This is a genomic window from Streptomyces sp. WY228 (genome assembly GCF_019287315.1).
Taxonomy (GTDB): domain Bacteria; phylum Actinomycetota; class Actinomycetes; order Streptomycetales; family Streptomycetaceae; genus Streptomyces; species Streptomyces caviscabies.
Map to the genome: position 1 here is coordinate 7,131,524 of NZ_CP079114.1, position 21,781 is coordinate 7,153,304.

At 73.8% G+C, this 21,781-nt stretch carries 17 protein-coding genes and 1 pseudogene; 10 read left to right on the plus strand and 8 right to left on the minus strand.

Going from position 1 to position 21,781, the window contains the following annotated elements; translation table 11 throughout:
• Positions 1-40: 40 nt before the first annotated feature.
• Positions 41-742: a LysR family transcriptional regulator gene (locus KV381_RS31285; protein ID WP_218786842.1), complete on the minus strand. Its 702-nt coding sequence runs from the start codon at positions 740-742 to the stop codon at positions 41-43.
• 120 nt (positions 743-862) lie between these two features.
• Here KV381_RS31285 and KV381_RS31290 point away from each other — a divergent pair, with 120 nt between their 5' ends.
• The gene (locus tag KV381_RS31290; RefSeq protein WP_030623618.1) at positions 863-1,867 is read left to right on the plus strand and encodes an aldo/keto reductase; all 1,005 of its coding nucleotides are present in this window, start codon (positions 863-865) and stop codon (positions 1,865-1,867) included.
• 6 nt (positions 1,868-1,873) lie between these two features.
• Here the strand turns inward: KV381_RS31290 and KV381_RS31295 are convergent, their stop codons facing one another.
• Both KV381_RS31295 and KV381_RS31300 read right to left on the minus strand, forming a co-directional pair.
• Positions 1,874-3,559: a cytosine permease gene (locus tag KV381_RS31295; protein ID WP_098026793.1), complete on the minus strand. Its 1,686-nt coding sequence runs from the start codon at positions 3,557-3,559 to the stop codon at positions 1,874-1,876.
• Between the two features lie 90 nt (positions 3,560-3,649).
• Complete coding sequence (locus KV381_RS31300; protein ID WP_373461166.1) at positions 3,650-5,125, minus strand: hypothetical protein; 1,476 nt, start codon at positions 5,123-5,125, stop codon at positions 3,650-3,652.
• Between the two features lie 230 nt (positions 5,126-5,355).
• Between KV381_RS31300 and KV381_RS31305 the strand changes: the two genes are divergently transcribed.
• The 8 genes and pseudogenes from KV381_RS31305 (at position 5,356) to KV381_RS31340 (ending at position 15,479) form a co-directional block, all read left to right on the plus strand.
• Positions 5,356-6,189, plus strand: a complete 834-nt coding sequence (locus tag KV381_RS31305) for a M55 family metallopeptidase (RefSeq protein ID WP_030083672.1) — start codon at positions 5,356-5,358, stop codon at positions 6,187-6,189.
• Positions 6,182-7,525, plus strand: coding sequence for a M20/M25/M40 family metallo-hydrolase (locus KV381_RS31310; protein ID WP_098026719.1), 1,344 nt, complete (start codon positions 6,182-6,184; stop codon positions 7,523-7,525). Before KV381_RS31305 ends, KV381_RS31310 begins: the two co-directional genes overlap by 8 nt.
• A gap of 72 nt (positions 7,526-7,597) precedes the next feature.
• Positions 7,598-9,613 (plus strand): prolyl oligopeptidase family serine peptidase, encoded by a 2,016-nt coding sequence (locus tag KV381_RS31315; protein WP_030083676.1) that lies wholly within the window; start codon positions 7,598-7,600, stop codon positions 9,611-9,613.
• Positions 9,610-10,593 carry an LD-carboxypeptidase gene (locus KV381_RS31320; protein ID WP_218786843.1) on the plus strand — a complete coding sequence of 328 codons (984 nt, stop codon included), beginning with the start codon at positions 9,610-9,612 and terminating at the stop codon, positions 10,591-10,593. Before KV381_RS31315 ends, KV381_RS31320 begins: the two co-directional genes overlap by 4 nt.
• Positions 10,594-10,781: 188 nt before the next feature.
• Positions 10,782-12,539, plus strand: coding sequence for a CocE/NonD family hydrolase (locus KV381_RS31325; protein WP_218787336.1), 1,758 nt, complete (start codon positions 10,782-10,784; stop codon positions 12,537-12,539).
• A 140-nt stretch (positions 12,540-12,679) separates the two neighbouring features.
• Positions 12,680-12,919, plus strand: coding sequence for a LapA family protein (locus tag KV381_RS31330; RefSeq protein WP_086777989.1), 240 nt, complete (start codon positions 12,680-12,682; stop codon positions 12,917-12,919).
• Between the two features lie 180 nt (positions 12,920-13,099).
• Positions 13,100-13,312, plus strand: a pseudogene (locus tag KV381_RS31335) (arginase family protein); the annotation flags it as partial.
• A gap of 181 nt (positions 13,313-13,493) precedes the next feature.
• Entirely contained in the window at positions 13,494-15,479 is a 1,986-nt protein-coding gene (locus KV381_RS31340; protein ID WP_218786844.1) for a DUF5107 domain-containing protein, read from the plus strand.
• A 24-nt stretch (positions 15,480-15,503) separates the two neighbouring features.
• On the opposite strand, the gene KV381_RS31345 is transcribed toward KV381_RS31340, so the two are convergent.
• The 3 genes from KV381_RS31345 to KV381_RS31355 all read right to left on the minus strand — a co-directional run bounded on the left by KV381_RS31345 (position 15,504) and on the right by KV381_RS31355 (position 18,349).
• On the minus strand, positions 15,504-15,857 hold the full coding sequence (locus KV381_RS31345) for a VOC family protein (protein WP_218786845.1): 354 nt from the start codon (positions 15,855-15,857) through the stop codon (positions 15,504-15,506).
• A gap of 59 nt (positions 15,858-15,916) precedes the next feature.
• Positions 15,917-16,726: a methyltransferase domain-containing protein gene (locus KV381_RS31350; RefSeq protein WP_030083686.1), complete on the minus strand. Its 810-nt coding sequence runs from the start codon at positions 16,724-16,726 to the stop codon at positions 15,917-15,919.
• Between the two features lie 117 nt (positions 16,727-16,843).
• Positions 16,844-18,349 (minus strand): bifunctional phosphatase PAP2/diacylglycerol kinase family protein, encoded by a 1,506-nt coding sequence (locus tag KV381_RS31355; protein WP_218786846.1) that lies wholly within the window; start codon positions 18,347-18,349, stop codon positions 16,844-16,846.
• A gap of 303 nt (positions 18,350-18,652) precedes the next feature.
• Between KV381_RS31355 and KV381_RS31360 the strand changes: the two genes are divergently transcribed.
• On the plus strand, positions 18,653-20,137 hold the full coding sequence (locus tag KV381_RS31360; RefSeq protein ID WP_256995184.1) for an aminotransferase class I/II-fold pyridoxal phosphate-dependent enzyme: 1,485 nt from the start codon (positions 18,653-18,655) through the stop codon (positions 20,135-20,137).
• 208 nt (positions 20,138-20,345) lie between these two features.
• Here the strand turns inward: KV381_RS31360 and KV381_RS31365 are convergent, their stop codons facing one another.
• Positions 20,346-20,984, minus strand: coding sequence for a DedA family protein (locus tag KV381_RS31365; RefSeq protein ID WP_098026834.1), 639 nt, complete (start codon positions 20,982-20,984; stop codon positions 20,346-20,348).
• A complete protein-coding gene (locus KV381_RS31370; RefSeq protein ID WP_030083694.1) occupies positions 20,981-21,763 on the minus strand; it encodes an MBL fold metallo-hydrolase in 783 nt (260 codons plus the stop codon). Before KV381_RS31370 ends, KV381_RS31365 begins: the two co-directional genes overlap by 4 nt.
• Positions 21,764-21,781 lie beyond the last annotated feature (18 nt).

The following is a 21,781-nucleotide window of genomic DNA, read 5'->3' on the forward strand; positions in this document are numbered from 1 at the left end:
CGGGGCGGGCTGGACCCCGGGGCCGGTGAGGCTCCGGGGTTCAGCCCGCCGCCGGCTCCCGTACGACCTCGCCGGCCTGCTCCCGCAGCGGGTCCTCCGCCACCAGCCGCATCAGCGCCCGCGCCCCCGGGCTCAGGCTCCGCGCCGCAGGCAGCACCGCCACGCTCTCGTACACCGGCCGGTGCCCGCCCGCCAGCTCCACCGTGACCAGCCGGGCCGCCTCCGGCTTCCGGGAGAAGTGGTGCGGCACCACCGCGATCCCCAGCCCCTCCTGCACCAGCTCCAGCAGGCTGTGCACATCGTTGACCTCCAGCCCCACGGTCCGCCGCACCCCGGCCGCCGCGAACGCCTCGTCGGCGGCCCGGCGCGGCCCCCAGTCCGGGTGGAAGTCGATGAACGACGCCCCCGGCAGCTCCGCCCACCCCACCTCGGGCCGCCCGGCGAACCCGTGCCCCGCCGCACACAGCAGCACCATCGGCAACAGCCCCGCACGGCTCGACCCGCTCCGCGCCGCCCGCGCGCCCGCCAGCGTGCGCTCCGCCTCCACCAGCAGCGCCCGCCCGGCCTCGGTGAGCCGGACCGTGCGCGTGGTGCGGCTGAACAACGGGGTCCGCAGCTCCTGCTCCAGCGCCCGTACGGAGGCGGAGAGCCCGGACTGCGAGACGGCGAGGCGCTCGGCGGCGCGGGTGAAGTGCTGCTCCTCCGCCACGGCGACGAAGTGCTCCAGCTGACGCAGTTCCATGATTGAGCAATGTAGGCGATGAATCCGAGCGGAATCTCCTGTTGGACTGCTGGATCGATCTGCGGAAGCCTGGTCTCCGTTCCCCTCGTACGCCCCGGATCTCTCCAGCGGAGCCTGCCCATGTACCTGCCGTCCGCCGACCGCTACTCCGCCATGCCCTACCGGCGCACCGGCCGCAGCGGTCTCCTGCTGCCCGCGCTCTCGCTCGGCCTCTGGCACAACTTCGGGGGCGACCGGACGCCCGAGACGCAGGGCGCCATCCTGCGCCGCGCCTTCGACCTCGGCATCACCCACTTCGACCTGGCCAACAACTACGGCCCGCCGCCCGGCTCCGCCGAGGAGACGCTGGGCCGCGCCCTGGCGACCGACTTCGCCCGGCTGCGCGACGAGCTCGTCATCTCCACCAAGGCGGGCTACCACATGTGGGAGGGGCCGTACGGGGAGTGGGGCTCGCGGAAGTATCTGCGCTCCTCGCTCGACCAGAGCCTGAAGCGCCTGGGCGTCGAGTACGTCGACATCTTCTACTCCCACCGCCCCGACCCGGACACGCCCCTCGAAGAGACCATGGGCGCGCTCGACTCCGCCGTACGGCAGGGCAAGGCGCTGTACGTCGGGCTGTCCAACTACTCCGCCGCGCAGACCCGTGAGGCCGCCGCGATCCTGAAGGACCTCGGCACCCCGCTCCTCATCCACCAGCCCCGGTACTCGATGCTCGACCGCCGCATCGAGGACGACGGGCTGCCGGACGTCCTGGACGAGCTGGGCGCCGGGTCCATCGCCTACTCGCCGCTGGAGCAGGGCATCCTCACCGACCGCTATCTGAACGGCATTCCGGCCGGGTCCCGGGCGGCCGGCGCGAGCCCCTTCCTGTCCGCCGACGCCGTCACCCCGCAGCTGGTGGAGCGGCTGCGCGCGCTGGACGCGCTGGCGAAGGAGCGGGGCCAGTCGCTCGCGCAGCTGGCCCTGGCCTGGGTGCTGCGCGGCGGCCGGCTCACCTCCGCCGTCGTCGGCGCGAGCAGCGTCGCCCAGCTGGAGAACAGCGTCGAGGCCGCCCGGAACCTCGACTTCACCGAGGACGAGCTGTCCCGGATCGAGGAACTGCTGCGGGACGCGAAGGCCGCCTGACGCGGATCAGGCGCCGGAGAGCGGTACGGGCGGGGCGGCCGGCAGCACATGGTCGCCCGCCTTGTCCGTGCTCAGGCACAGCGAGCAGACCATGGCCCCGTGCGTGGCGCAGGCGGCCAGGTCCGGGCGCTCGAAGGACTGCCCGCAGACGTGGCAGTCGTACGCGTCCGCGCTCGGGTTGCCCTCGGCGTCCAGCAGCGGCACCGGCATGCCGTCGTCGCCCCGGCGCAGGTAGTACCGGCCCCGGGTGACGATCGCCATGACCGGGGTGAGGACGAAGGCGATCACGACGGCGGCGACCGGGGAGTACGGCTGGACCGTGTCGCCGAAGGCGTGGAAGTACATCGCGATGGACAGCCCGGAGGCGGCGGTGAACGCCGTCACGCCGACCGGGTTGACCGCGTAGAGCATGCCGCGACGGAACTCCGGGGCGTGCGGGGACAGCTTCAGCAGGTACTTGTTGACCCCGATGTCGGTGGCGACGGTCACCACCCAGGCGATGGCGCAGTTGGAGTAGAAGCCCAGGATGCTGTTGAGGAAGCTGAACATGTCGGCCTCCATCAGGATCAGCGCGAAGGCCAGATTGACCAGGACGAAGATCATGCGGCCGGGGTAGTGCTTGGTGACGCGGGTGAAGGAGTTCGTCCACGCCAGCGAACCGGAGTACGCGTTGGTGACGTTGATCTTGATCTGGCTGATCACCACCAGCACCACGGCCAGCGGGACCACCAGCCAGGACGGCATCATCGCGTCGAACGCCCCGCGGAACTGCTGGATCGGCTCGGTCGCCGCGGCCGGCCCCACCTCGGAGAGGATGTAGACGGCGAGGAAGACGCCGATGGCCTGCTTGACCGCGCCGAGCACCACCCAGCCGGGACCGGCCATGACCATCGCCGTCCACCAACCGCGCTTGTTCGCCTCGGTCTTCGGCGGCATGAACCGCAAGTAGTCGATCTGCTCGCCGATCTGGGCGATCAGCGAGAGGCAGACGCCCGCGCCGAGCAGCACGGACGCCGTGTTGAGGCTGCCCTCGCCGTCGGTGCCCGCGTAGGCGAGGAAGCTGTCGACCGTGCCCGGGTCGGTGGCGACCAGATAGACCAGCGGGCCGACCATCAGCAGCAGCCAGATGGGAGTGGTCCACACCTGGAGCTTGCTGAGCGCCTTCATCCCGTAGACGACGAGCGGGATGACCATGAGCGTGGAGACGGCGTAGCCCAGCCACAGCGGGAGCCCGAAGCCGAGTTCCAGGCCCTGCGCCATGATCGCGCCTTCCAGGGCGAAGAAGATCACGGTGAAACTGGCGAAGATGACGGCGGTGAGGACCGAGCCGTAGTAGCCGAAGCCGGAGCCCCGGGTGATCAGGTCCAGGTCGATGTTGTAGCGGGCCGCGTAGTAGGCGAGCGGGAAGCCGGTGACGAAGATGAGGGCCGCCGCGACGGTGATCGCGACCAGGGCGTTGCCGGTGCCGTGGGCCATGGCGATCCCGGCGCCGATGGAGAAGTCGGCCATGTACGCGATACCGCCCAGCGCGGTGGTCGCCACGACCATCGGGGTCCAGCGCCGGTAACTGCGCGGCGCGAAACGGAGCGTGTAGTCCTCCAGCGTCTCCCGCACCGCCTGACGTTCGTCGGGGGCGGCGGGCGGTGCGGGGTCCGGTGGAGCCGGTTCGGCGAGCTGTGCGCGGGTGTCCATGGCGGGCGACGCTAGGCAGTCGCCATTACCCTCGCGTACGGCCGGTGTGAAGGCGGCGTTTCGGTGGGCTCACCGCATGGTGACGGTGCGTCAGGGCGCGATGCCCACCCCGTCGATCCGGCCCCAGGCCCGCTCCTGGGCCGCGGTCATGGCGGGCCAGCCGAGCCCGCCCGGCCGGGGCAGCACCCGGGAGGCGTACGAGGACGGGCGGAAGGCCGGATCGTAGAAGCAGCCCGTGCCGTACGTCCGGTCGAAGGCGGCGCACGAGTCGGCCAGCGAGCGCGCGGTGGGCTTGTGGCCGGTGCGGGCCCAACGGTCCAGCGCGGTGATCGAGTTGGCGTACTCCGCGCTGCTCAGCCCGGAGTGCTCGCTCTCCCGGGTGAAGCTCTGCACGAGCCGGTGCTCCCGGCCCGCGCCGCGCAGCGTGGCCCGGTAGGCGGACTCGTGCTCGACGAACGCCGTGGGGTCGTCGATCGCGTGCAGGGTGAGGACGGGCAGCGACACCCGCCCGGTCAGGTCGCTGTCCCACGAGAGGTCGCGGAGCGCGGCGGGGTCCGCCGAGAAGCGCTCCACGCCCGCGTTCAGCGCCCGGTCGTCGTGCGAACCGGCATACCGCACACCCCTGTTGGAGAAGGGGTTACGGCCCTCCAGCCGGGTCGAGACGATGTCGCGGAAGGTGAACGTCGCGAACCGCAGATGCGACTCCAGCGACCGCTCCGGAACCCCGGTGACCGCCAGGATGTCGTCGAGGTTGCGCTGCTGGAGCGCGGTCCGGGCGGCCGGGTCGGCGTCGAAACCGGTGCACTCGCGCAGCCGGGCGCGCAGTCCGGTGGCCGTCATCGTGGAGTCCGGGCGCAGCCCCTGCCACAGCGGGTACCGCGGCTCGGTGGGGCGGGGGTGGTTGCCGCAGTAGTACTGGTAGACCACGCGCAGGTCCACACGGTAGTCGTAGCCGCGCGAACCGCCGCCCAGCACGCCGTTGGTCAGCAGCACCCCGTCGTACGCCCCCGGCTTCGTGCCGTACGTCTCCGCCACCTTGGCGGCCACGTTCCCGCCCCAGGACTGGCCGTGCACGAAGGTCCGCTCCGGCTTCCCGAACCGGTCGAGGAACACCCGGCGCACGCTCTCGGTGTCGGCCGCCGCCATCCGGGTGCCGTAGCCGCCGCGCCGGTAGGAGGAGCCGGCCCAGGCGTACCCCTCCTGGACCATGACCGCCCAGCGCTCGAGGTCCTCGGTGGAGCGGGCCGGGTCCGAGGCGTCGCCCAGGTCGGGCCCGCCGTGCGCGTGCACCACCAGCGAGCCGTTCCAGCGGGTGGGCACGGCGAGGGCGTAGTGCGCCCCGTTCCCGTCCTGACCCGTGTAACACCGAGCCTTTCCGGCCAGCGCCGCCGGGCAGTCGGCCGCGACCGGGGCCCCGGCGGGGCTGCCCGCCGGAGCGGGCGCGGCCGGGGCCTTGCCCGCGGTGCCGAGCAGCAGGGCCGTGATCGTGGCGGCCAGCGCGGCGGAGCGGAACCGGTGGCGGCGGTACATCGGCCGGACACGGGCGGGCGGGTGGGGGGAGTTCACGGGCGCGGCTCCTGGCTGTCTGCCCGGCGCGGAGTGCGCCGGATTGCCGGGATGCTAGGAAGCGGCGCGGCCGGGGGAGAAGCCCCGCGCACATTGCGTTCATAGTGTTCGCCCGGAGGCCCCCCGGGAGGACGAAGGCAGGGCCACCGGAGGGACCTTCTGCGGACTGGACCACTGGCGGGCCGCCCCTCCCTGGCCCGCGCCGCTCACGGCGCGTACGGTGTGGCGGCATGAAGATCCTCATCAGCGCGGACATGGAAGGCGCGACCGGAGTGACCTGGCCTGCCGATGTGCTGCCGGGGACGCCGCAATGGGAGCGCTGCCGGTCGATGTTCACCTCGGACGTGAACGCGGCGGCGCTCGGCTTCTACGACGGCGGCGCGGATGAGGTCCTGGTCAACGAGGCCCACTGGTCGATGCGCAATCTGCTGCTGGAGCACCTGGACGAACGCGTTCAGATGCTGACCGGCAAGCACAAGTCGCTGTCCATGGTGGAGGGCATCCAGCACGGCGACGTGGACGCGGTGGCCTTCGTCGGCTACCACACCGGGGCCGGCACGGAGGGCGTCCTCGCCCACACCTACCTCGCCAACTCCATCACCGGCGTCTGGCTGGGCGGCGTCCGCGCCAGCGAGGGCCTGCTCAACGCGCATGTCGCCGCCGAGTACGGCGTGCCCGTCGTCCTCGTCACCGGCGACGACCTGACCTGCGTGGACGCCGACGGATACGCCCCCGACGCCCGGAAGGTCGCCGTCAAGGACTACGTCTCCCGTTACGCGGCGGTGTGCCGCACCCCCGCCCGTACCGCCGCCGACATCAGGGCGGCGGCGAAATCGGCCACCGTGCTCGCGGGCCGGGGGCAGCCCGTCAGGGGCACCGCGTTCACCGTGGAGCTGGAGTTCGACGCCGAACATCTGGCGGCCGCGGCCACCGTCGTCCCCGGCGTGGCGCCCAGCGGCGAGAGGCGCGTCGCGTACACCAGCGCGACGATGTACGAAGGAATTCGCACGTTCAAGGCGGTGACGACGATCGTGTCGGCCGCCGTGGAGGAACAGTATGGCTGACGCCCCCGACCTGCTCGGACCCGTCGACCGGCAGGCGCTCGACGAGGTGGTGACGTTCACCTCCGAACTCATCCGCATCGACACCACCAACCGGGGCGGCGGCGACTGCCGGGAGCGCCCGGCCGCCGAGTACGTCGCCCAGCGGCTCGCCGACGCCGGAATCGAACCGACGCTGCTGGAGCGGACCCCCGGCCGGACCAATGTGGTCGCCCGGATCCCCGGCACCGACCCGTCGGCCGACGCGCTGCTCGTCCACGGCCACCTCGACGTGGTGCCGGCCGAGCCCGCCGACTGGACCGTGCACCCCTTCTCCGGCGAGGTCAGCGACGGAGTCGTGTGGGGGAGGGGCGCCGTCGACATGAAGAACATGGACGCGATGGTCCTCTCCGTCGTACGGGGCTGGGCCCGCGAGGGCTTCCGCCCGGCGCGCGACATCGTCATCGCCTACACAGCCGACGAGGAGGACAGCGCCGCCGATGGCTCCGGCTTCCTCGCCGAGCAGCACGCAGGGCTCTTCGAGGGCTGTACGGAGGGCATCAGCGAGTCCGGGGCCTTCACCTTCCACGCGGGCGACGGCCTCGCGCTGTACCCGATCGCGGCGGGTGAGCGCGGCACCGGCTGGCTGAAGCTGACCGCAGAGGGCCGGGCCGGGCACGGCTCCAAGGTCAACCGGGAGAACGCGGTGACGGCGGTGTCCGCCGCCGTCGCCCGGATCGGCGAGCACGAGTGGCCCATCCGCCTCACCCCGACCGTCCGGGCCGCGATCACCGAGATCGCCGCCCTGCACGGCATCACCGTCGACCTCGACGACCCCGGCTTCGACGTCGCCCAGCTCCTCGGCAAGCTCGGCCCGGCCGCCTCGCTGGTCGAGAACACCGTCCGCAACAGCAGCAACCCGACGATGCTGGAGTCCGGTTACAAGGTCAACGTCATCCCCGGCCACGCCACCGCCTTCATCGACGGGCGTACGGTCCCCGGCGGCGACGAGGAGTTCCACGCGACCCTCGACCGGCTCACCGGCCCTTCCGTCTCCTGGGAGTTCTACCACCGCGAGACGGCCCTGACGGCCCCCGTCGACTCACCGACGTACGCCAAGCTGCGCGCCGCCGTCGAGCGGTTCGACCCGGACGCGCACACCGTCCCGTACTGCATGTCGGGCGGCACCGACGCCAAGCAGTTCTCCCGCCTCGGCATCACCGGCTACGGCTTCACCCCGCTGAAGCTGCCCGTCGGCTTCGACTACCAGCGGCTCTTCCACGGCGTCGACGAGCGCGTCCCGGTCGACGCCCTCCACTTCGGCGTCCGCGTCCTCGACCACTACCTGCGCACCGCCTGACCGACCGTCGGGCCGACCGCCGACCCGTCCGACCTCTGCCGACCGATCCGCACCCCGGGGGGACCGACCTACGTGAACACCGTGCCAGCAGCGCCGTACGGAAGTTGGCCGTCGCCGATCGACGCGGCGCTCGCCGCCTCGCACGACGGCCGTCCCGACCACCTCGGCACCGTCGGGGACGAGGTGTGGTGGACCGAGCCGCGCCCCGCCGAGGGCGGCCGGCGCGCCCTGATGCGCCGCCGCGCCGACGGCACCACCGCCCCCGTACTGCCCGCCCCCTGGAACGCCCGCAGCCGGGTGATCGAGTACGGCGGACAGCCCTGGGCCGGCACGGTGCGCGCGGACGGCGAACTCCTCGTGGTGTTCGTCCACTTCACCGATCAGCGGCTGTACGCGTACAGCCCCGACGGGCCGGACGAGCCATGGCCGCTCACTCCCGTGTCGGACGTCGGCGGCGGGCTGCGCTGGGTGGACCCGCAGGTGCGCCCGGAACAGGGCGCGGCGGGCGAAGTGTGGTGCGTGCTGGAGGAGTTCACCGGGCCCGCGCCCACCGACGTACGCCGGGTCGTCGCCGCCGTACCGCTGGACGGATCGGCGGCCGACGACCGTGCCGCGATCCGTGAACTCTCCGACGACCGGCACCGGTTCGTCACCGGGCCCAAGGTCTCCCACGACGGGCGGCGGGCGGCCTGGATCGCCTGGGACCACCCCCGGATGCCCTGGGACGGCACGGTGGTCATGCTGGCCGACATCACCGACGCGGGTGCGTTCACCGGCGTACGGCCCCTCGTCGGCGACCTCGACGAATCGGTCTGCCAGGTGGAGTGGGACCGCGACGGCAGCCTGCTGTTCGTCTCCGACCTCGCCGACTGGTGGGAGCTCCAGCGCATCCGGCCCGACGCGGTCGCGGGCGGCGTGGTCCCCAGCAGCCGCCTGCTGCCGCCCCGGGGCGAGGAGTTCGGCGGGCCCCTGTGGAAGATCGGGCTGCGCTGGTTCCACCCGCTGGACAACGGACTGATCGCCGTCCTGCACGGCAAGGGCGGCAAACGGCTCGGCATCCTCGACCCGGAGACCGGCGAACTCGCCGACGCCCCGGGCCCCTGGACCTCCTGGTCCGACACGCTCGCCGTGCACGGCAGCCGGGTCGTCGGCGTCGCCGCGAGCCCGCGCAGCGCCCCCGAGGTCGTCGAGCTGGACACCACCACCGGGCGCACCCGCACCATCGGCGCACCCCACCACGACGCGGTCGACCCCGCCTACTACCCGGAGCCCGAGGAGCGCGCCTTCACCGGCCCCGACGGCCGTGAGATCCACGCCCACATCTACCCGCCGCACAGCCCCGACCGCACCGGCCCCGAGGGCGGGAAGCCGCCGTACGTGGTCCGGGCGCACGGCGGGCCCACCGGCCACGCGCCGCTCGTCCTCGACCTGGAGATCGCCTACTTCACCTCGCGCGGCATCGGTGTGGCCGAGGTCAACTACGGTGGCTCCACCGGCTACGGACGCGGCTATCGCGAACGGCTGCGCGACCAGTGGGGCGTGGTCGACGTGGCGGACTGCGCGGCCGTGGCCTCGGCCCTGGTCGAGGAGGGCGCAGCCGACCCGGACCGGCTCGCGATCCGGGGCGGCAGCGCGGGCGGCTGGACCACCGCGGCCTCGCTGACCTCCACCGATCTGTACGCCTGCGGGACGATCCTCTACCCGATCCTGGACCTCGAAGGGTGGGCCACGGACGAGACCCACGACTTCGAGTCGCGGTATCTGGAGTCCCTGGTCGGCCCGTTCGCCGAGGTGCCCGAGCGCTATCGCGAACGCTCCCCGATGAACCGCACCGACCGGCTCAACACCCCGTTCCTGCTGCTCCAGGGCCTGGACGACGTGATCTGCCCGCCCGCCCAGAGCGAGCGGTTCCTCGCCGCCGTCGCCGGCCGGGGCGTCGCCCACGCCTATATCGCCTTCCCGGGGGAGAGCCACGGATTCCGGCGCGCGGAGACCCTCATCCGCGCACTGGAGGCCGAACTCTCCCTCTACGCACAGACGTTCGGTATCGATCGGCCCGACGTGGAGCCCCTGGAGCTGACCACGTGACCGGTGCGGACCGGGACCGGGCGGCCGAGGGCCACAGCCCGGCCGCCCCGCTCGCCCGGCCGCCCCGGCTGCACCCCGGCTCCCGGGTCGCCGTCGTCGCGCCCAGCGGCCCCGTGCCGGCCGACCGGCTGGAGGAAGGCCTCGCCGTGCTGCGCGGCTGGGGCCTCGAACCTGTCCTCGGCGCCCATGTTCGCGACACCCACCCGGAGTTGGACTACCTCGCGGGGGCGGACGCGGACCGTGCGGCGGACCTCCAGCAGGCGTGGTGCGACCCGTCCGTGGACGCCGTGCTCTGCGCCCGGGGCGGCTACGGCGCGCACCGGATGGTCGACCTGGTCGACTGGGCGGCGATCCGTGCCGCCGGGCCCAAGGCGTTCGTCGGCTACAGCGACATCACCGTGCTGCACGAGGCGTTCGCCCTGCGGGCCGGGTTCTCGACCCTGCACGGGCCGATGGTCGCCACCGAGACGTTCCTCAAGGACGCGCCGACCCGCGAACATCTGCGCGCCACCCTCTTCGAGCCGGAGACCGTCCGCACCCTCGGCCTGGAATCGGCCGGAGCCCTGGTCCCCGGCCGGGCGCGGGGCGTCCTGTACGGCGGATGCGTCAGCCTGCTCGCCGCCGACACCGGCACTCCGGGCGGCCGGGCCCACGCCCGGGGCGGCCTGCTCGTGATCGAGGACACCGGGGAGGAGCCCTACCGGCTCGACGGCATCCTCACCCGGCTGCTGCGCTCCGGAGCCCTGGCCGGGGTCGCCGGGGTGGCCTGCGGCTCCTGGCAGGAGTGCGGACCGTACGAGAGGATCCGCGCCGTCCTCGCCGACCGGCTGGGCCCGCTGGGCATACCCGTGGTCGAGGAGCTGGGCTTCGGCCACGGCCCGACCGCCCTGACGATTCCGCTGGGCGTGTCCGCGGTGCTCGACGCACCGGCGGACGGGGGGCGTTGCACGCTCACCGTCGAGGAGCCCGCCCTGCGCTGAACCTCTCCCCGGACCTCCCGCCCGGAGATGTGTGCACGCACGCGCGGAACGTGAACTTCCGTCAAGAACCGCTGACCGATGCGTTGACACGGCTATGACCTGTGTCACAGCATGAGCGCGGCCCATTACTTACCGGTCGGTAAGGTGTCCTCGGTGTGGAGGTCTTCGTGTCAGGTGCTGTTTCCAGAGTGCGCGGCCCGCTGGTGGCGGTCGCCGGGGCGGCCCTCGTCGCCCCCCTCGTCCTCGCCGGTCCGGCCCATGCCGAGGCCGATCCGTACACCGTCACCCCGCTGACGTTCACCGTCGGGGCGGGCGACCGCACCTGCACGGTGGACGCCGATCTCTACCGGCCCACCGCAGTCGACGCGGACCGCCCCGCCCCCGCCGTCCTCGCCACCAACGGCTTCGGCGGCAGCAAGTCCGACGGCTCCACCGACGCCATCGGCAAGGCCTTCGCCGAACGCGGCTACGTCGGACTCGTCTACTCCGGCCTCGGCTTCGGCAAGTCCGGCTGTCTGATCACCCTCGACGACCCCGGGATCGACGGCCGGGCCGCGACCGAACTCCTCGACTTCCTCGGGGGAGTCCGCGCGGCCGACGACGGGACCAAGGCCGACTTCGTCACCCAGGACGCCGACGGCGACCCGCGCGTCGGCATGATCGGCGGCTCCTACGGCGGCGCGATCCAGCTGGCCACCGCCGCCGTCGACCCCCGCGTCGACGCCCTCGTCCCGCTGATCACCTGGAACGACCTCGGCTACGCGCTCGCCCCCAACAACACCGGGGCGCGCACCGGCGTCACCTCCGACACCCCCGGCGTCTTCAAGTGGCAGTGGACCAACGGCTTCTACCTCATCGGCGAGGGCCAGCCGCTCCTCAACCCGAGCCTGGACCCGTCCCGCATCAACCGGCTGGACTGCCTGCACTTCGCCACCCGCGCCTGCGAGACCATCCGGCTGCTCAACTCCGGCCGCTACCCCGCCGACAGGGCCGAGGACATGCTCGCCTACGCGCGCAGCGTCTCGCCCGTCTCCTACCTCGACCGGGTCAAGGCCCCCACCCTCATCGTCCAGGGCCAGGCCGACAGCCTGTTCAACCTCAACGAGGCCACGGCGACCTACCGGACGCTCAAGGCGCAGGGCACCGAGACGAAGATGATCTGGCAGTCCTGGGGACACAGCGGCGGCCAGGTTCCCGGCGAACTCGACCTGAGCCAGGGCAATCTGGAGACCAGCCACGTCGGGCAGCGGGTGCTGGCCTGGTTCGACCGCTACCTTCAGAAGAAGACGGACACCGACACCGGGCCCGCCTTCTCCTACTACCGTGACTGGCACAGCGGCTACGGCTCGGCCGCCGACGTCCCCGCCCTCTCGCAGTCCCTCTACCTCTCCGGCGACGGCAAGCTCGTCGACAACCGCTCCAAGGTGGCGCGCGGCAGCCGTCAGTACACCAACTGGCTCGTGCCCACCAGCCACTCCGAGAGCTCCATCGCCCCGCTGATCGGACTGCCCGACCCGAAGCCGTACGACATCAAGGGCACCTACCTCGGCTGGCGCAGCGAACCCCTCACCGCGCCCCTCGACGTCGTCGGCGCGCCGAAGGCCACCCTGAAGGTCCTCTCCCCGAAGACGGAACGGGTCCAGAACAGCGGCGACGCCGCCGACAAGCTGGTCCTGTTCGCCAAGGTCTACGACGTCGCCCCCGACGGCACCCGGACACTGGTGAACCGGCTCGTCTCGCCCGTCCGGGTGCCCGACGTCACCCGGCCCTTCACGGTGGAGCTGCCCGGCATCGTCCACCGGTACGAGAAGGGGCACCGGCTGGAGTTCGCCATCGCCGCCAGCGACACCGCGTACTTCGGCAACCGGGGCATCAAGCCCGTCACCGTCGTCCACGCCCCCGAGGACACCGGCGTCCTGGAACTCCCGGTGGTCCCGGCCGGCTGACGCCCGCCCCCGCTCGTTCACCCGAACGGCGCAACATCACCGCCCTCCGGACCCGGCATCCGCCCATGCTGGGACCCCGGGGGGCGGTCGCGCGCACGACGGCGGGCCGGACGGGCGAGGACGAGCGGAAGGGCCGGACCATGAGCCCCAAGGACGTATCGAGCGACAGCGGGCGCGCCCAGGGATGGCTCACTCCGGGGCGTATCGCGGTCGGTGTGGTGGTCGTGCTCGTCATCGTGTTCATCTGCGTGAACACGAACGACGTCACCATCCGGGTGCTGATCCCCGAGGTGACGATGCCGCTGTGGTCCGCGCTGGCCGCCATGTTCCTCATCGGGCTCGGCTGCGGCGGCTACCTCTTCCGCCGCCGGAAGCAGTGACGGCGGGCCCCGGACCGGGCCGCACGGGAGCCGCGCACACTGTCGGCGAAACCGCTTGAGGGCCCTGCGCCGCCCCGGCGGGGATGATCCGCATGCGTACGATCGTGGTCCTCGACGCCCCCGCACCCTCGCCGACCGCATCGAAGGACACCGGACGACGGGAATGTGACGACAGGCCCTGCCCTCCGCCGCATCGGCCGGTACGGTCTCGCCGCCGTCGACGGATCCGCCGACTTCCGGCACACCGGCAACAGCGACCGGATCGGCGTGGCGGGCGGCGAGGAACTGGCCATCGCCACCGGCCGGGGGCAGCCGGACCTCAGCGACCTCGAAGGGCTCCGCCCCTACCTCAAGGACGAGGACGTCCGCCTCTTCGGCATGCGGGACGCCGACCTCGTCGTCGGCGCGCTCAAGGGCGCCTGAGGAGCCGGCCGCGGCCGTACGGAGTTACCGGCGGGCCAGGGCGCGCGAAATCCGGCCGACGGGGCTCTGGCCCACGCGGCCACCTGCGTGTTCCATGGTCACCGGGGGCGCCCGGACCCGCGGCGGCCCACCGCGAGGGAACGAGGGCGCCTTGGCCACGACCGTACGACGTGCCGTACTGAACCTGCCCGCAGCACCGCTCGGACCGGAGAACCCGCTCCCACCACTGCGCACGCCCGCCGCGCCGCCCACCCTCGACCCCCGCGAACGGGCGGGCCTGCCCCGCGACATGGCCCGGCAACTGGGCCACCGGCCCCTGGGCACCGTCCTGCCCACCCGGCTGCTCGACGGGTACGGGCGTGAGCGCACCCCCACCGGCATCGACGCCGTCGTCATCGAGAACGGGCGGTTGCGGGTCACCGTGCTGCCCGGACTCGGCGGCCGGATCCACTCCCTGCACCACAAGCCCACCGGCCGCGAACTCCTCCACCGCAACCCGGTCCTCCAGCCCGCCGCCTTCGCCCTCAACGGGGCCTGGTTCTCCGGCGGGATCGAGTGGAACATCGGCGCCACCGGCCACACCACCCTGTCCTGCGCGCCGCTGCACGCCGCGCTCGTGCCCGCACCCGACGGCGGCACGATGGTCCGCCTCTGGGAGTGGGAGCGGCTGCGCGACCTGCCCTTCCAGGTGGACCTCTGGCTCCCCGACGACTCCGACTTCCTGCACGTCGGCGTACGGATACGCAACCCGCACGAGCAGCCCGCACCCGTCTACTGGTGGTCCAACATCGCCGTGCCGGAGACCCCGGACACCCGGGTGCTGGTCCCGGCCGACGAGGCCTGGCACTTCGGCTACGACCACACCCTCACCCGGGTCGGCGTCCCGGAGGCGGACGGCCTCGACCACACCTACCCGCTGCGTTCCGCGTACCCCGCCGACCACTTCTACGAGCTGCCCGAGGACGCCCGCCGGTGGATCGCCGCGCTCGACGCGGACGGCCACGGGCTCGCCCAGACCTCCACCGACCTGCTGCGCGGCCGCAAACTGTTCCGCTGGGGCCACGGGAAGGGCGGCCGCCGCTGGCAGGAGTGGCTGAACGGGCCCGGGGGCGGTGGCTACGCGGAGATCCAGGCCGGTCTCGCCCGCACCCAGCTGGAGCACGTGCCGCTGGAGGCGGGCGCCTCCTTCAGCTGGCTGGAGTCCTACGGCCCGCTGTCCGCCGACCCGGCCACCGTGCACGGCGGCGACTGGGCCGCCGCCACCGAGGAGGCGGGCGCGCGGCTGGCGCAGGCGCTGCCGCGCGGAACAGTGGAGGAGGCGTACGCGGCCTGGCTGCCGTACGCCGACGCCGAACCGGGCGAGATCCTCGCCGCCGGCTCCGGCTGGGGCGCGCTGGAGGTGCTGAGGACCGGCCACCGGCTGCCCGGCACGCCGTTCCCGCTCCGCACCATCGGCGCACCACAGGCGCCCTGGCGTGAGCTGCTGGAGCACGGCACCCTGCCGCAGCCGGGCCCGCACGGCATACCGGGGCCGACACCGGTCTCGCCGCCCTGGCGCGACATGCTGGAGACCGCCGACGCGGACCCGCACACCGAATACCACCTGGGCATCGCACAGTGGCACGCCGACGACCGGGCCCAGGCCGTCCGCAGCTGGGAACGCGGCCTGGAGGGCGATCCGGCGCCCCGCTGGCCGCTGCTGCGCTGCCTCGCCGTCGCCGCCGAGGAGAGCGGCAGGCCGGACCACGCCGCCGAGCTGTACGCCGAGGCCTTCGCGGACCTCGGCGCCCCGGGAACGGGCGACCTCATCGCATCGGCGGAGGGCGGCGCCCTGCTCACCGCCCTGGCCCGCGAGACCATCGAGGCACAGCTGTCCGCCGGCCGCTCCGGCGCGGCCCGGACCCTGCTGGCCGGACTGCCGGACGCGATCCGCGAGCGCGGACGCTTCCGGCTGCTCGACGCCCGGATCCTGGTCGCCGAGGGCGACACCGGAGCGGCGCGGGCGGTCTTCGACGCCGGGTTCGAGGTTGCCGACCTGCGCGAAGGGGCCGGAATCCTCGACGAGTTGTGGGCAGCGGTCAGCGACGAGCCGCTGCCGGAGGCCTACGACTTCCGCATGCGCCCGCCCCAGGAGTGATCGACGAAAGCCCCGGGCGGCCGGTCAGACGGTGACGTTGCGGTCCACGTACTCGAAGACCGAGCCGTCCGGGTGCAGCGCGATGAGGTTGCGGCCGGCCGGGGTCGGCACCGGCCCCGCGATGACCCGCGCGCCCGCCCGGGTCAGCGCCTCGTTCGCCTCGTCGACGTCCTTGACGGCGATGGTGGCGCCCACCTTGCGCAGCACCTCCAGCTCCGACTCCGGCCCGCTCATCAACAGGAAGCAGCCGATCGCGGCCACCGACACCCCACCGCGCTCGAAGCGCAGGGCCGACGTGCCCGTCAGCCCCTCGTAGAAGGCCACCGCGGCCTCCAGGTCGTCGACGCAGATACGCAGCGTGGCTCCGAGGATCTCCATGCGTACGAGGGTAGTTGGCGGCCGCCGCCGATGTGATCGATTCCGGTCGGGCCGTCACCTCAGGCCCGGCACAGCACCTCGCCGTGCGGGACCAGGAACCAGCCGTCGCCCTCCTCGCCCCAGGCGCGCCACGCCCCGGCGATGGCCGTGAGCTGCTCGGTGCTCGCGTGGCCGCCGCGTACGGCCAGTTCGGCGTAGACCGAGTCCGTCGTACGGTCCGCCCACAGGCCGCTCCACCAGGCACGGGTCTCCGGGGTGGCGAAGCACCAGGCGCCCGCGGTCGGGGTGATGTCGGTGAAACCGGCCCGCCGCGCCCACGACAGGAGCCTGCGGCCGGCGTCGGGCTCGCCGCCGTTGCCGCGGGCCACCCGGCCGTACACCTCCTGCCACGTGTCGAGCCCGGGTGCCTCCGGATACCAGGTCATCGCCGCGTAGTCGCTGTCGCGCACCGCGACCACACCGCCGGGCCGGCAGACGCGGCGCATCTCGCGCAACGCCTGGACCGGGTCGCCCACGTGCTGGAGCACCTGATGGGCGTGGACCACGTCGAACGAGTCGTCCGGGAAGTCCAGCGCGTGGACGTCGGCCACCGCGAACTCGACGTTCTCCAGTCCTCGTTCGGACGCCACAGCGGCGGCCTGGCCGAGGATGCCGGTGCTGGTGTCCACCGCGGTGACCCGGCCCGGCGCGACCAGTGCGGCCAGATCGGCGGTGATGGTCCCGGGACCGCAGCCGACGTCCAGCACCGTCAGGCCGGGGCCGAGTTCACCGAGGAGATACGCCGCCGAGTTGGCGGCGGTCCGCCAGCGGTGCGAGCGCAGGACCGACTCGTGGTGGCCGTGCGTGTACACGGCGGTCTCCTTCGGCATGGCGTTGCGTCCTCTCCCGAAACCTCGCGCCGACGGGCACGGCGACAGGAACAACCGTACGTCGCCATGTCGGATGATGAGATAGGTGTCTTGCCATGCGGACGTTGCTTCGATGCGTCAGACCGGCATCGGGCAGTAGACCGTCAGCGCCTCCGGCAGCTTGTCGATCAGCAACTCCGTTCCGGAGTGCGCCACTTCACCGTCGTACGCGTACGGAGTCCCCGGTGCGAGACCGCCGATCCGCACCCGGCGCCGCCGCACCGCCGCATGGGCGGGGGAGCGGGTCAGCGGTCCCGCCACCGCCGCCGCCAGCAGCCGTAGCGCGGGCCCCCGGCCACCGTGCACCACCCGGACGTCCAGCAGCCCGTCCGCCAGATTGTGGCGGCGGCCCGGGGCGGGCCCCACCCGCTGGAAGAGCCCGTTCCCGACGAAGAGCAGCCACAACGGACGCCTGCGGCCCTGCAGTTCGGCCTCCAGCGGCCGCTCGCCGCGCAGCACGTGGAACGCCGCGAGCACCCCCGCCGGCCAGCCGCCGATCCGGGGCGACCAGCGCTCCCGGGTGCGCACGAGCTCCGGATAGACGCCCAGCGAGAAGGCGTTGAGGAAATAGCCGTCCGCCCCGTCCGCACCCTTGGGGCCCGGCCGGAAGCGGCCGAGGTCCACCCGGATCGCATCGCCCGCGGCGAGGGCGGCGGCGGTGTCGTGGACGGTCTCGATGCCGAGGTCGTAGGCGAAGTGGTTGAGCGTGCCGCCGGGGAAGACCGCCAGCGGCATGCCGTGCGTCGCCGCCACCGACGCCGCCAGGTTCACCGTGCCGTCGCCGCCGCAGACGCCCAGCGCCCGCCCCTGACCCGCCGCCTTCTCCAGCGCGGCCGACAGTTCCTCCGGCGGCACCTCCACCACCTGCGCCGCGGGCAGCGCCTCACGCACCAGCGACGCGGTCGCGGTGGCCGTGCCCGACTCGTGGTTCACCACCACGACGAGGTCCTTCCCGGCGGGCAGCGCAGGGGCCTCACCGGGCGGGCGGCCGGGCGCGGGCAGCTGGCCCCGGGTGGGCACGACCCCGCGCAGCGCGAACGCGGCACCCACGCCGAGCGCCGCACCCGCCAGCACATCGCTCGGATAGTGGACGCCGGTGTAGACCCGCGAGGCGGCCACGGCCACCGCGACCGGGGCCACGACCGCGCCCCAGCCCCTGGACTCCAGCGCCACCCCGGTGGCGAAGGCGGCGGCCGACGCGGCGTGGCCGGAGGGGAACGAGGTGGTGACAGGCTGCCGCTTGAGCTGCCGCACCACCGGCACCAGGTCGACTATCGGCCGCTCGCGGCGCACCGCGCCCTTGCCGACCGTGTTGATCGCCGCCGAGGCCACGGCGAGGGACGCCACCCCGCGCAGCGCGGCCCGCCGGGAGCGCGCACTGCTGCCGAGGGCCGCGATCCCGGCCGCCGCCCCGAACCAGAGCAGCCCGTGGTTGGCGCTCCGGCTCAGCCTGGGCAGCAGCGGATCGGCGCCCGGCCAGTGCCGGTCCGCGACGCTCCGGAAGACGGCCAGGTCCCGCCCCTGCAGCCAGCCGCGCAGGCGGGCGGCGGCGGGGGCGGCGGATGAGGTTCTCGGTGTGGACATGGCTCAGCGAATACCCGGCGCGGCCGGGCTGAACCAGCAGGCGCGCTGAGACCCTGGCCACGTGGAGCCGCCGACCGGCGGAACGGCCCACGCGGTGACGGTCCCGGCGCCGGGCACCCGAAGTGAGCGGGCGGGCCGCCCGGAACCTCCGTATAAAGGGCCGGAGAGGCCGTCATCCGGAGAGGCCGTCATGAGGAAGCCGGAGACGCCGTCGGCCCGGAGCCGGGTGGCGGCACCGGGCCCGGTGGCCGGGCGGGCGGCCGGGGCGCGGACGCGGAGCGACGAGTGGCGGAGGAGGCCCGGATGCACGGGACCGACGGGACCGAGGACACCGGCCGGCCCGGGAACCGGGACCCGGCGCAGGACCGGGCGCACGGACAGGACCGGGTCCGTCGGCCGGGCGAGGAGGCCGCCCCCGCGCAGGACCCGGCCCGTCGGCCGGGCCCGGCGGCCGCATCCGCGCAGGACCGGGTCCGTCGGTCGGGCGAGGAGGCCGCCCCCGCGCAAGACCGGGCTCACGGACAGGACCGGGCCCACGGACAGGACCGGGCCCGTCGGTCGGGTGAGGAGGCCGCCCCCGCGCACGAGGACCACGGCCCCGTCCGCTACGGGCCGCCCGCGCCCGACCCCGGTCTTCCGGTCGTTCCCGAACTGGCCGCCGTGCTGGCCGCCGCCTCCGAGCGGACCCGCCCCGAACCTCCCGGCGGCGGCCCGGTCCTGCGGGAGGCCGCCCGCGGCTACTGGGACCGGCGCGGGCTGCACGGTACGGCGGGCGGTATCGCCGCCGCCCCCGGCGCCCAGCCGCTTCTCCTGGCGCTGATCGGCGCGCACGGCGGCGATGTGCTCATGCCGCGACCCTGCCCGGCCACCTGGATGCCGCAGGCCCGGCTGCTGGGGCGGCCCGCCTACCATGTGCCGACCCCGGCCGAGTGCGGCGGCGTGCCCGACCCGTACGCCCTGCTGGAGACCGTCCGCCGGGTCCGTGCCGAGGGAGGCAGGCCGAAACTGCTGCTGCTGTCCGTCGTGGACGACCCCACCGCCACCGTCGCTCCGCCCGAGCTGGTCCGCGAGGCCTGCGAGGCGGCGGTCGGCGAAGGGCTGCACATCATCAGCGACGAGACCTGGCGCGACACCGTGCACCGGCCCCGCGACACCGTCCTGCTCAGCCCCGCCGAGATGTGCCCGGACGATGTCACGGTCATCGCCGACCTGGCCGGAGCCCTCGCGCCCGCCGCCTGGCCGGTCGCCGTCGCCCGCTTCCCGGACACCGCCCGGGCTGCCGTCCGGCACGCCCGCACCCTGGACATCCTCACCGCGCTCGGCGCGCTCGTCGCCGGTCCGATCGCCCACACGGCCGCCCACGCGCTGGCGGAACCGGACTCCGTACGCGACCGGATCCGGCGGGCCGCGGCGCTCCAGACCGAGGTCGCCGCAGCCGCCCACCGCGCGGTCCTCGCCTCCGGCGCACTGGCCCGCCCTCCGCAGGCCGGCCGCCACCTCTACGCCGACCTCGGCCCGCTCCGCGCCCGGCTGGCCGATCTGGGCGTCACGGACTCCATGGAGCTGGAGGAGTACCTCACCGACCGGCTCGGCGCACCGGCCCCGGGCGGCCACCGCTTCGGGGACGAGCTCGGCGCCCTGCGCGTACGCCTGGGCACGGGGCCGCTGCTGGGCGCCACGCCGCAGCAGCAGACGGAGTCCCTCACCGCCGCGCGACCCCTGGAGCTCCCGCATGTGGCACGGGCGCTGGACGGTTTCGCGGCGGTCTTCGCCGCACTGCGCCGATGACGGCGTGGACCGTGCGCGGCCGCCGAGCGAGGCCGCGACGGGGCGTGGTCACGAGGCCACGACGTGGCGAGGTCGCGCGGTCACGACGGCACGCGGTCACGAGGGCACGCGGTCACGAGGGCACGCGGTCACCACGCCGCACGGTCACGAGGGCACGCGGTCACCACGCCGCACGGTCACGAGGGCACGCGGTCACCACGCCGCACGGTCACGAGGACGCCGGGCCGAACCCCGACCGCAGCCTGCGCCACACCGCCGGAGCCCCGCTGATCAGCAGCGTCAGGGCCACCGCCGCGACCACCCCCTGCCACGGCTCCGGGAACAGCGAACCGCCCAGGATCCCGATCAGCTGGTACGTCGCCGCCCAGGCCAGACACGCCGGAACGTCGCCCCGGGCGAACCGGCGCAACGGCATCCGGCCCAGCAGGCAGGCCAGCATCACCGGAATCCGCCCGGCCGGCACCAGCCGGGAGAGCACCAGCACTGTCCCGCCCCGCTCGTCCAGCTTCGCCTGCGCCTGGGCCAGCCGCTCCGGCGCGGCCCGGCGGGTGATCGCCTCCAGCCACTTCGAGCCGTTCTTCGACCGCACTCCGCGCTGCCCCAGCCAGTACAGACAGATGTCGCCGAGGAACGCGGCGGCCGACGCCACCACGAACACGAGGAGCAGGGCGAACGGCGACGTCTGGTGGAACGCCACCACCGCCGCCGTACTCACCAGCGCCCCCGTCGGCACCACCGGCACCAAGGACCCCAGCGCCACTAGGGCGAACAGCGTCGGGTAGCCGACCGCCTGCTGGGTCGACTCGGTGGGCAGCTCCCGCACCACCTGCTGGATCTCCTGGATCACCGGCCCACCTCCGGACCGACCCGTTCGCCGTGCCCCAGCAGGTGCACCGTCACCTCGGGCGCGCGCTTCGCCGCGTGCCGGACGAACTCGTCGCCCGGCGCGTGGAACTCGTGCGGACGCACCCCGTCCAGCCCGATCGGCCAGTACGTGCCGTAGTGCACCGGCACCGCGGAGCGCGGCGCGAGCCGGGTCAGGGCCTCGGCGGCGCGGGCCGGGTCGAGATGGCCGTGCCCCAGGTAGGGCCCCCAGCCGCCCACCGGGAGCAGCGCCACGTCCACCGGCCCCACCGCGTCCGCCATGTCGTCGAAGAGCCCGGTGTCCCCGGCGAAGTACGTCCGGGCCTCGCCCTCGACGACGTAACCGAGCGCGGGCGCGCGGTGCGGTCCGACCGGCAGCCGCCGTCCGTCGTGCAGCGCGAACACCGCCCGCACCCGCACCTCGCCGACCCGGACCGTGTCGCCCGGCCGCACCTCGGTGATCTGCAGCTGCCGCCTCCGCCGGAGCGTCCGCAGCCCCGGCACGGCCGCCACCGCGCCGCTCGGCACGATCAGCCGGCTGCCGGGAGCCAGCCGGGCCAGCGACGGCAGATGCAGATGGTCGGAGTGGAGATGGGAGACCAGCACCACCTCCGCGACCGCGGCCTGCGGCGGCGGCACCTCGCCCCGGCGGCGGCGCAGATGCGCGAAGCGCCGTACGAACAGGGGGTCGGTCAGCACCCGCACCCCCGAGTCCTCGATCGTGCAGGTGGCATGACCCCACCAGGTGACCTCCACCGGCACGTCCGCCTCCTCGCTCGA

Bases quoted from the DNA above. Each gene is read 5' to 3' on its own strand.
- KV381_RS31285 (WP_218786842.1), bottom strand. From the start codon at position 742: ATGGAACTGCGTCAGCTGGAGCACTTCGTCGCCGTGGCGGAGGAGCAG.
- KV381_RS31290 (WP_030623618.1), top strand. From the start codon at position 863: ATGTACCTGCCGTCCGCCGACCGCTACTCCGCCATGCCCTACCGGCGC.
- KV381_RS31295 (WP_098026793.1), bottom strand. From the start codon at position 3,559: ATGGACACCCGCGCACAGCTCGCCGAACCGGCTCCACCGGACCCCGCA.
- KV381_RS31305 (WP_030083672.1), top strand. From the start codon at position 5,356: ATGAAGATCCTCATCAGCGCGGACATGGAAGGCGCGACCGGAGTGACC.
- KV381_RS31310 (WP_098026719.1), top strand. From the start codon at position 6,182: ATGGCTGACGCCCCCGACCTGCTCGGACCCGTCGACCGGCAGGCGCTC.
- KV381_RS31330 (WP_086777989.1), top strand. From the start codon at position 12,680: ATGAGCCCCAAGGACGTATCGAGCGACAGCGGGCGCGCCCAGGGATGG.
- KV381_RS31345 (WP_218786845.1), bottom strand. From the start codon at position 15,857: ATGGAGATCCTCGGAGCCACGCTGCGTATCTGCGTCGACGACCTGGAG.
- KV381_RS31350 (WP_030083686.1), bottom strand. From the start codon at position 16,726: ATGCCGAAGGAGACCGCCGTGTACACGCACGGCCACCACGAGTCGGTC.
- KV381_RS31355 (WP_218786846.1), bottom strand. From the start codon at position 18,349: ATGTCCACACCGAGAACCTCATCCGCCGCCCCCGCCGCCGCCCGCCTG.
- KV381_RS31360 (WP_256995184.1), top strand. From the start codon at position 18,653: ATGCACGGGACCGACGGGACCGAGGACACCGGCCGGCCCGGGAACCGG.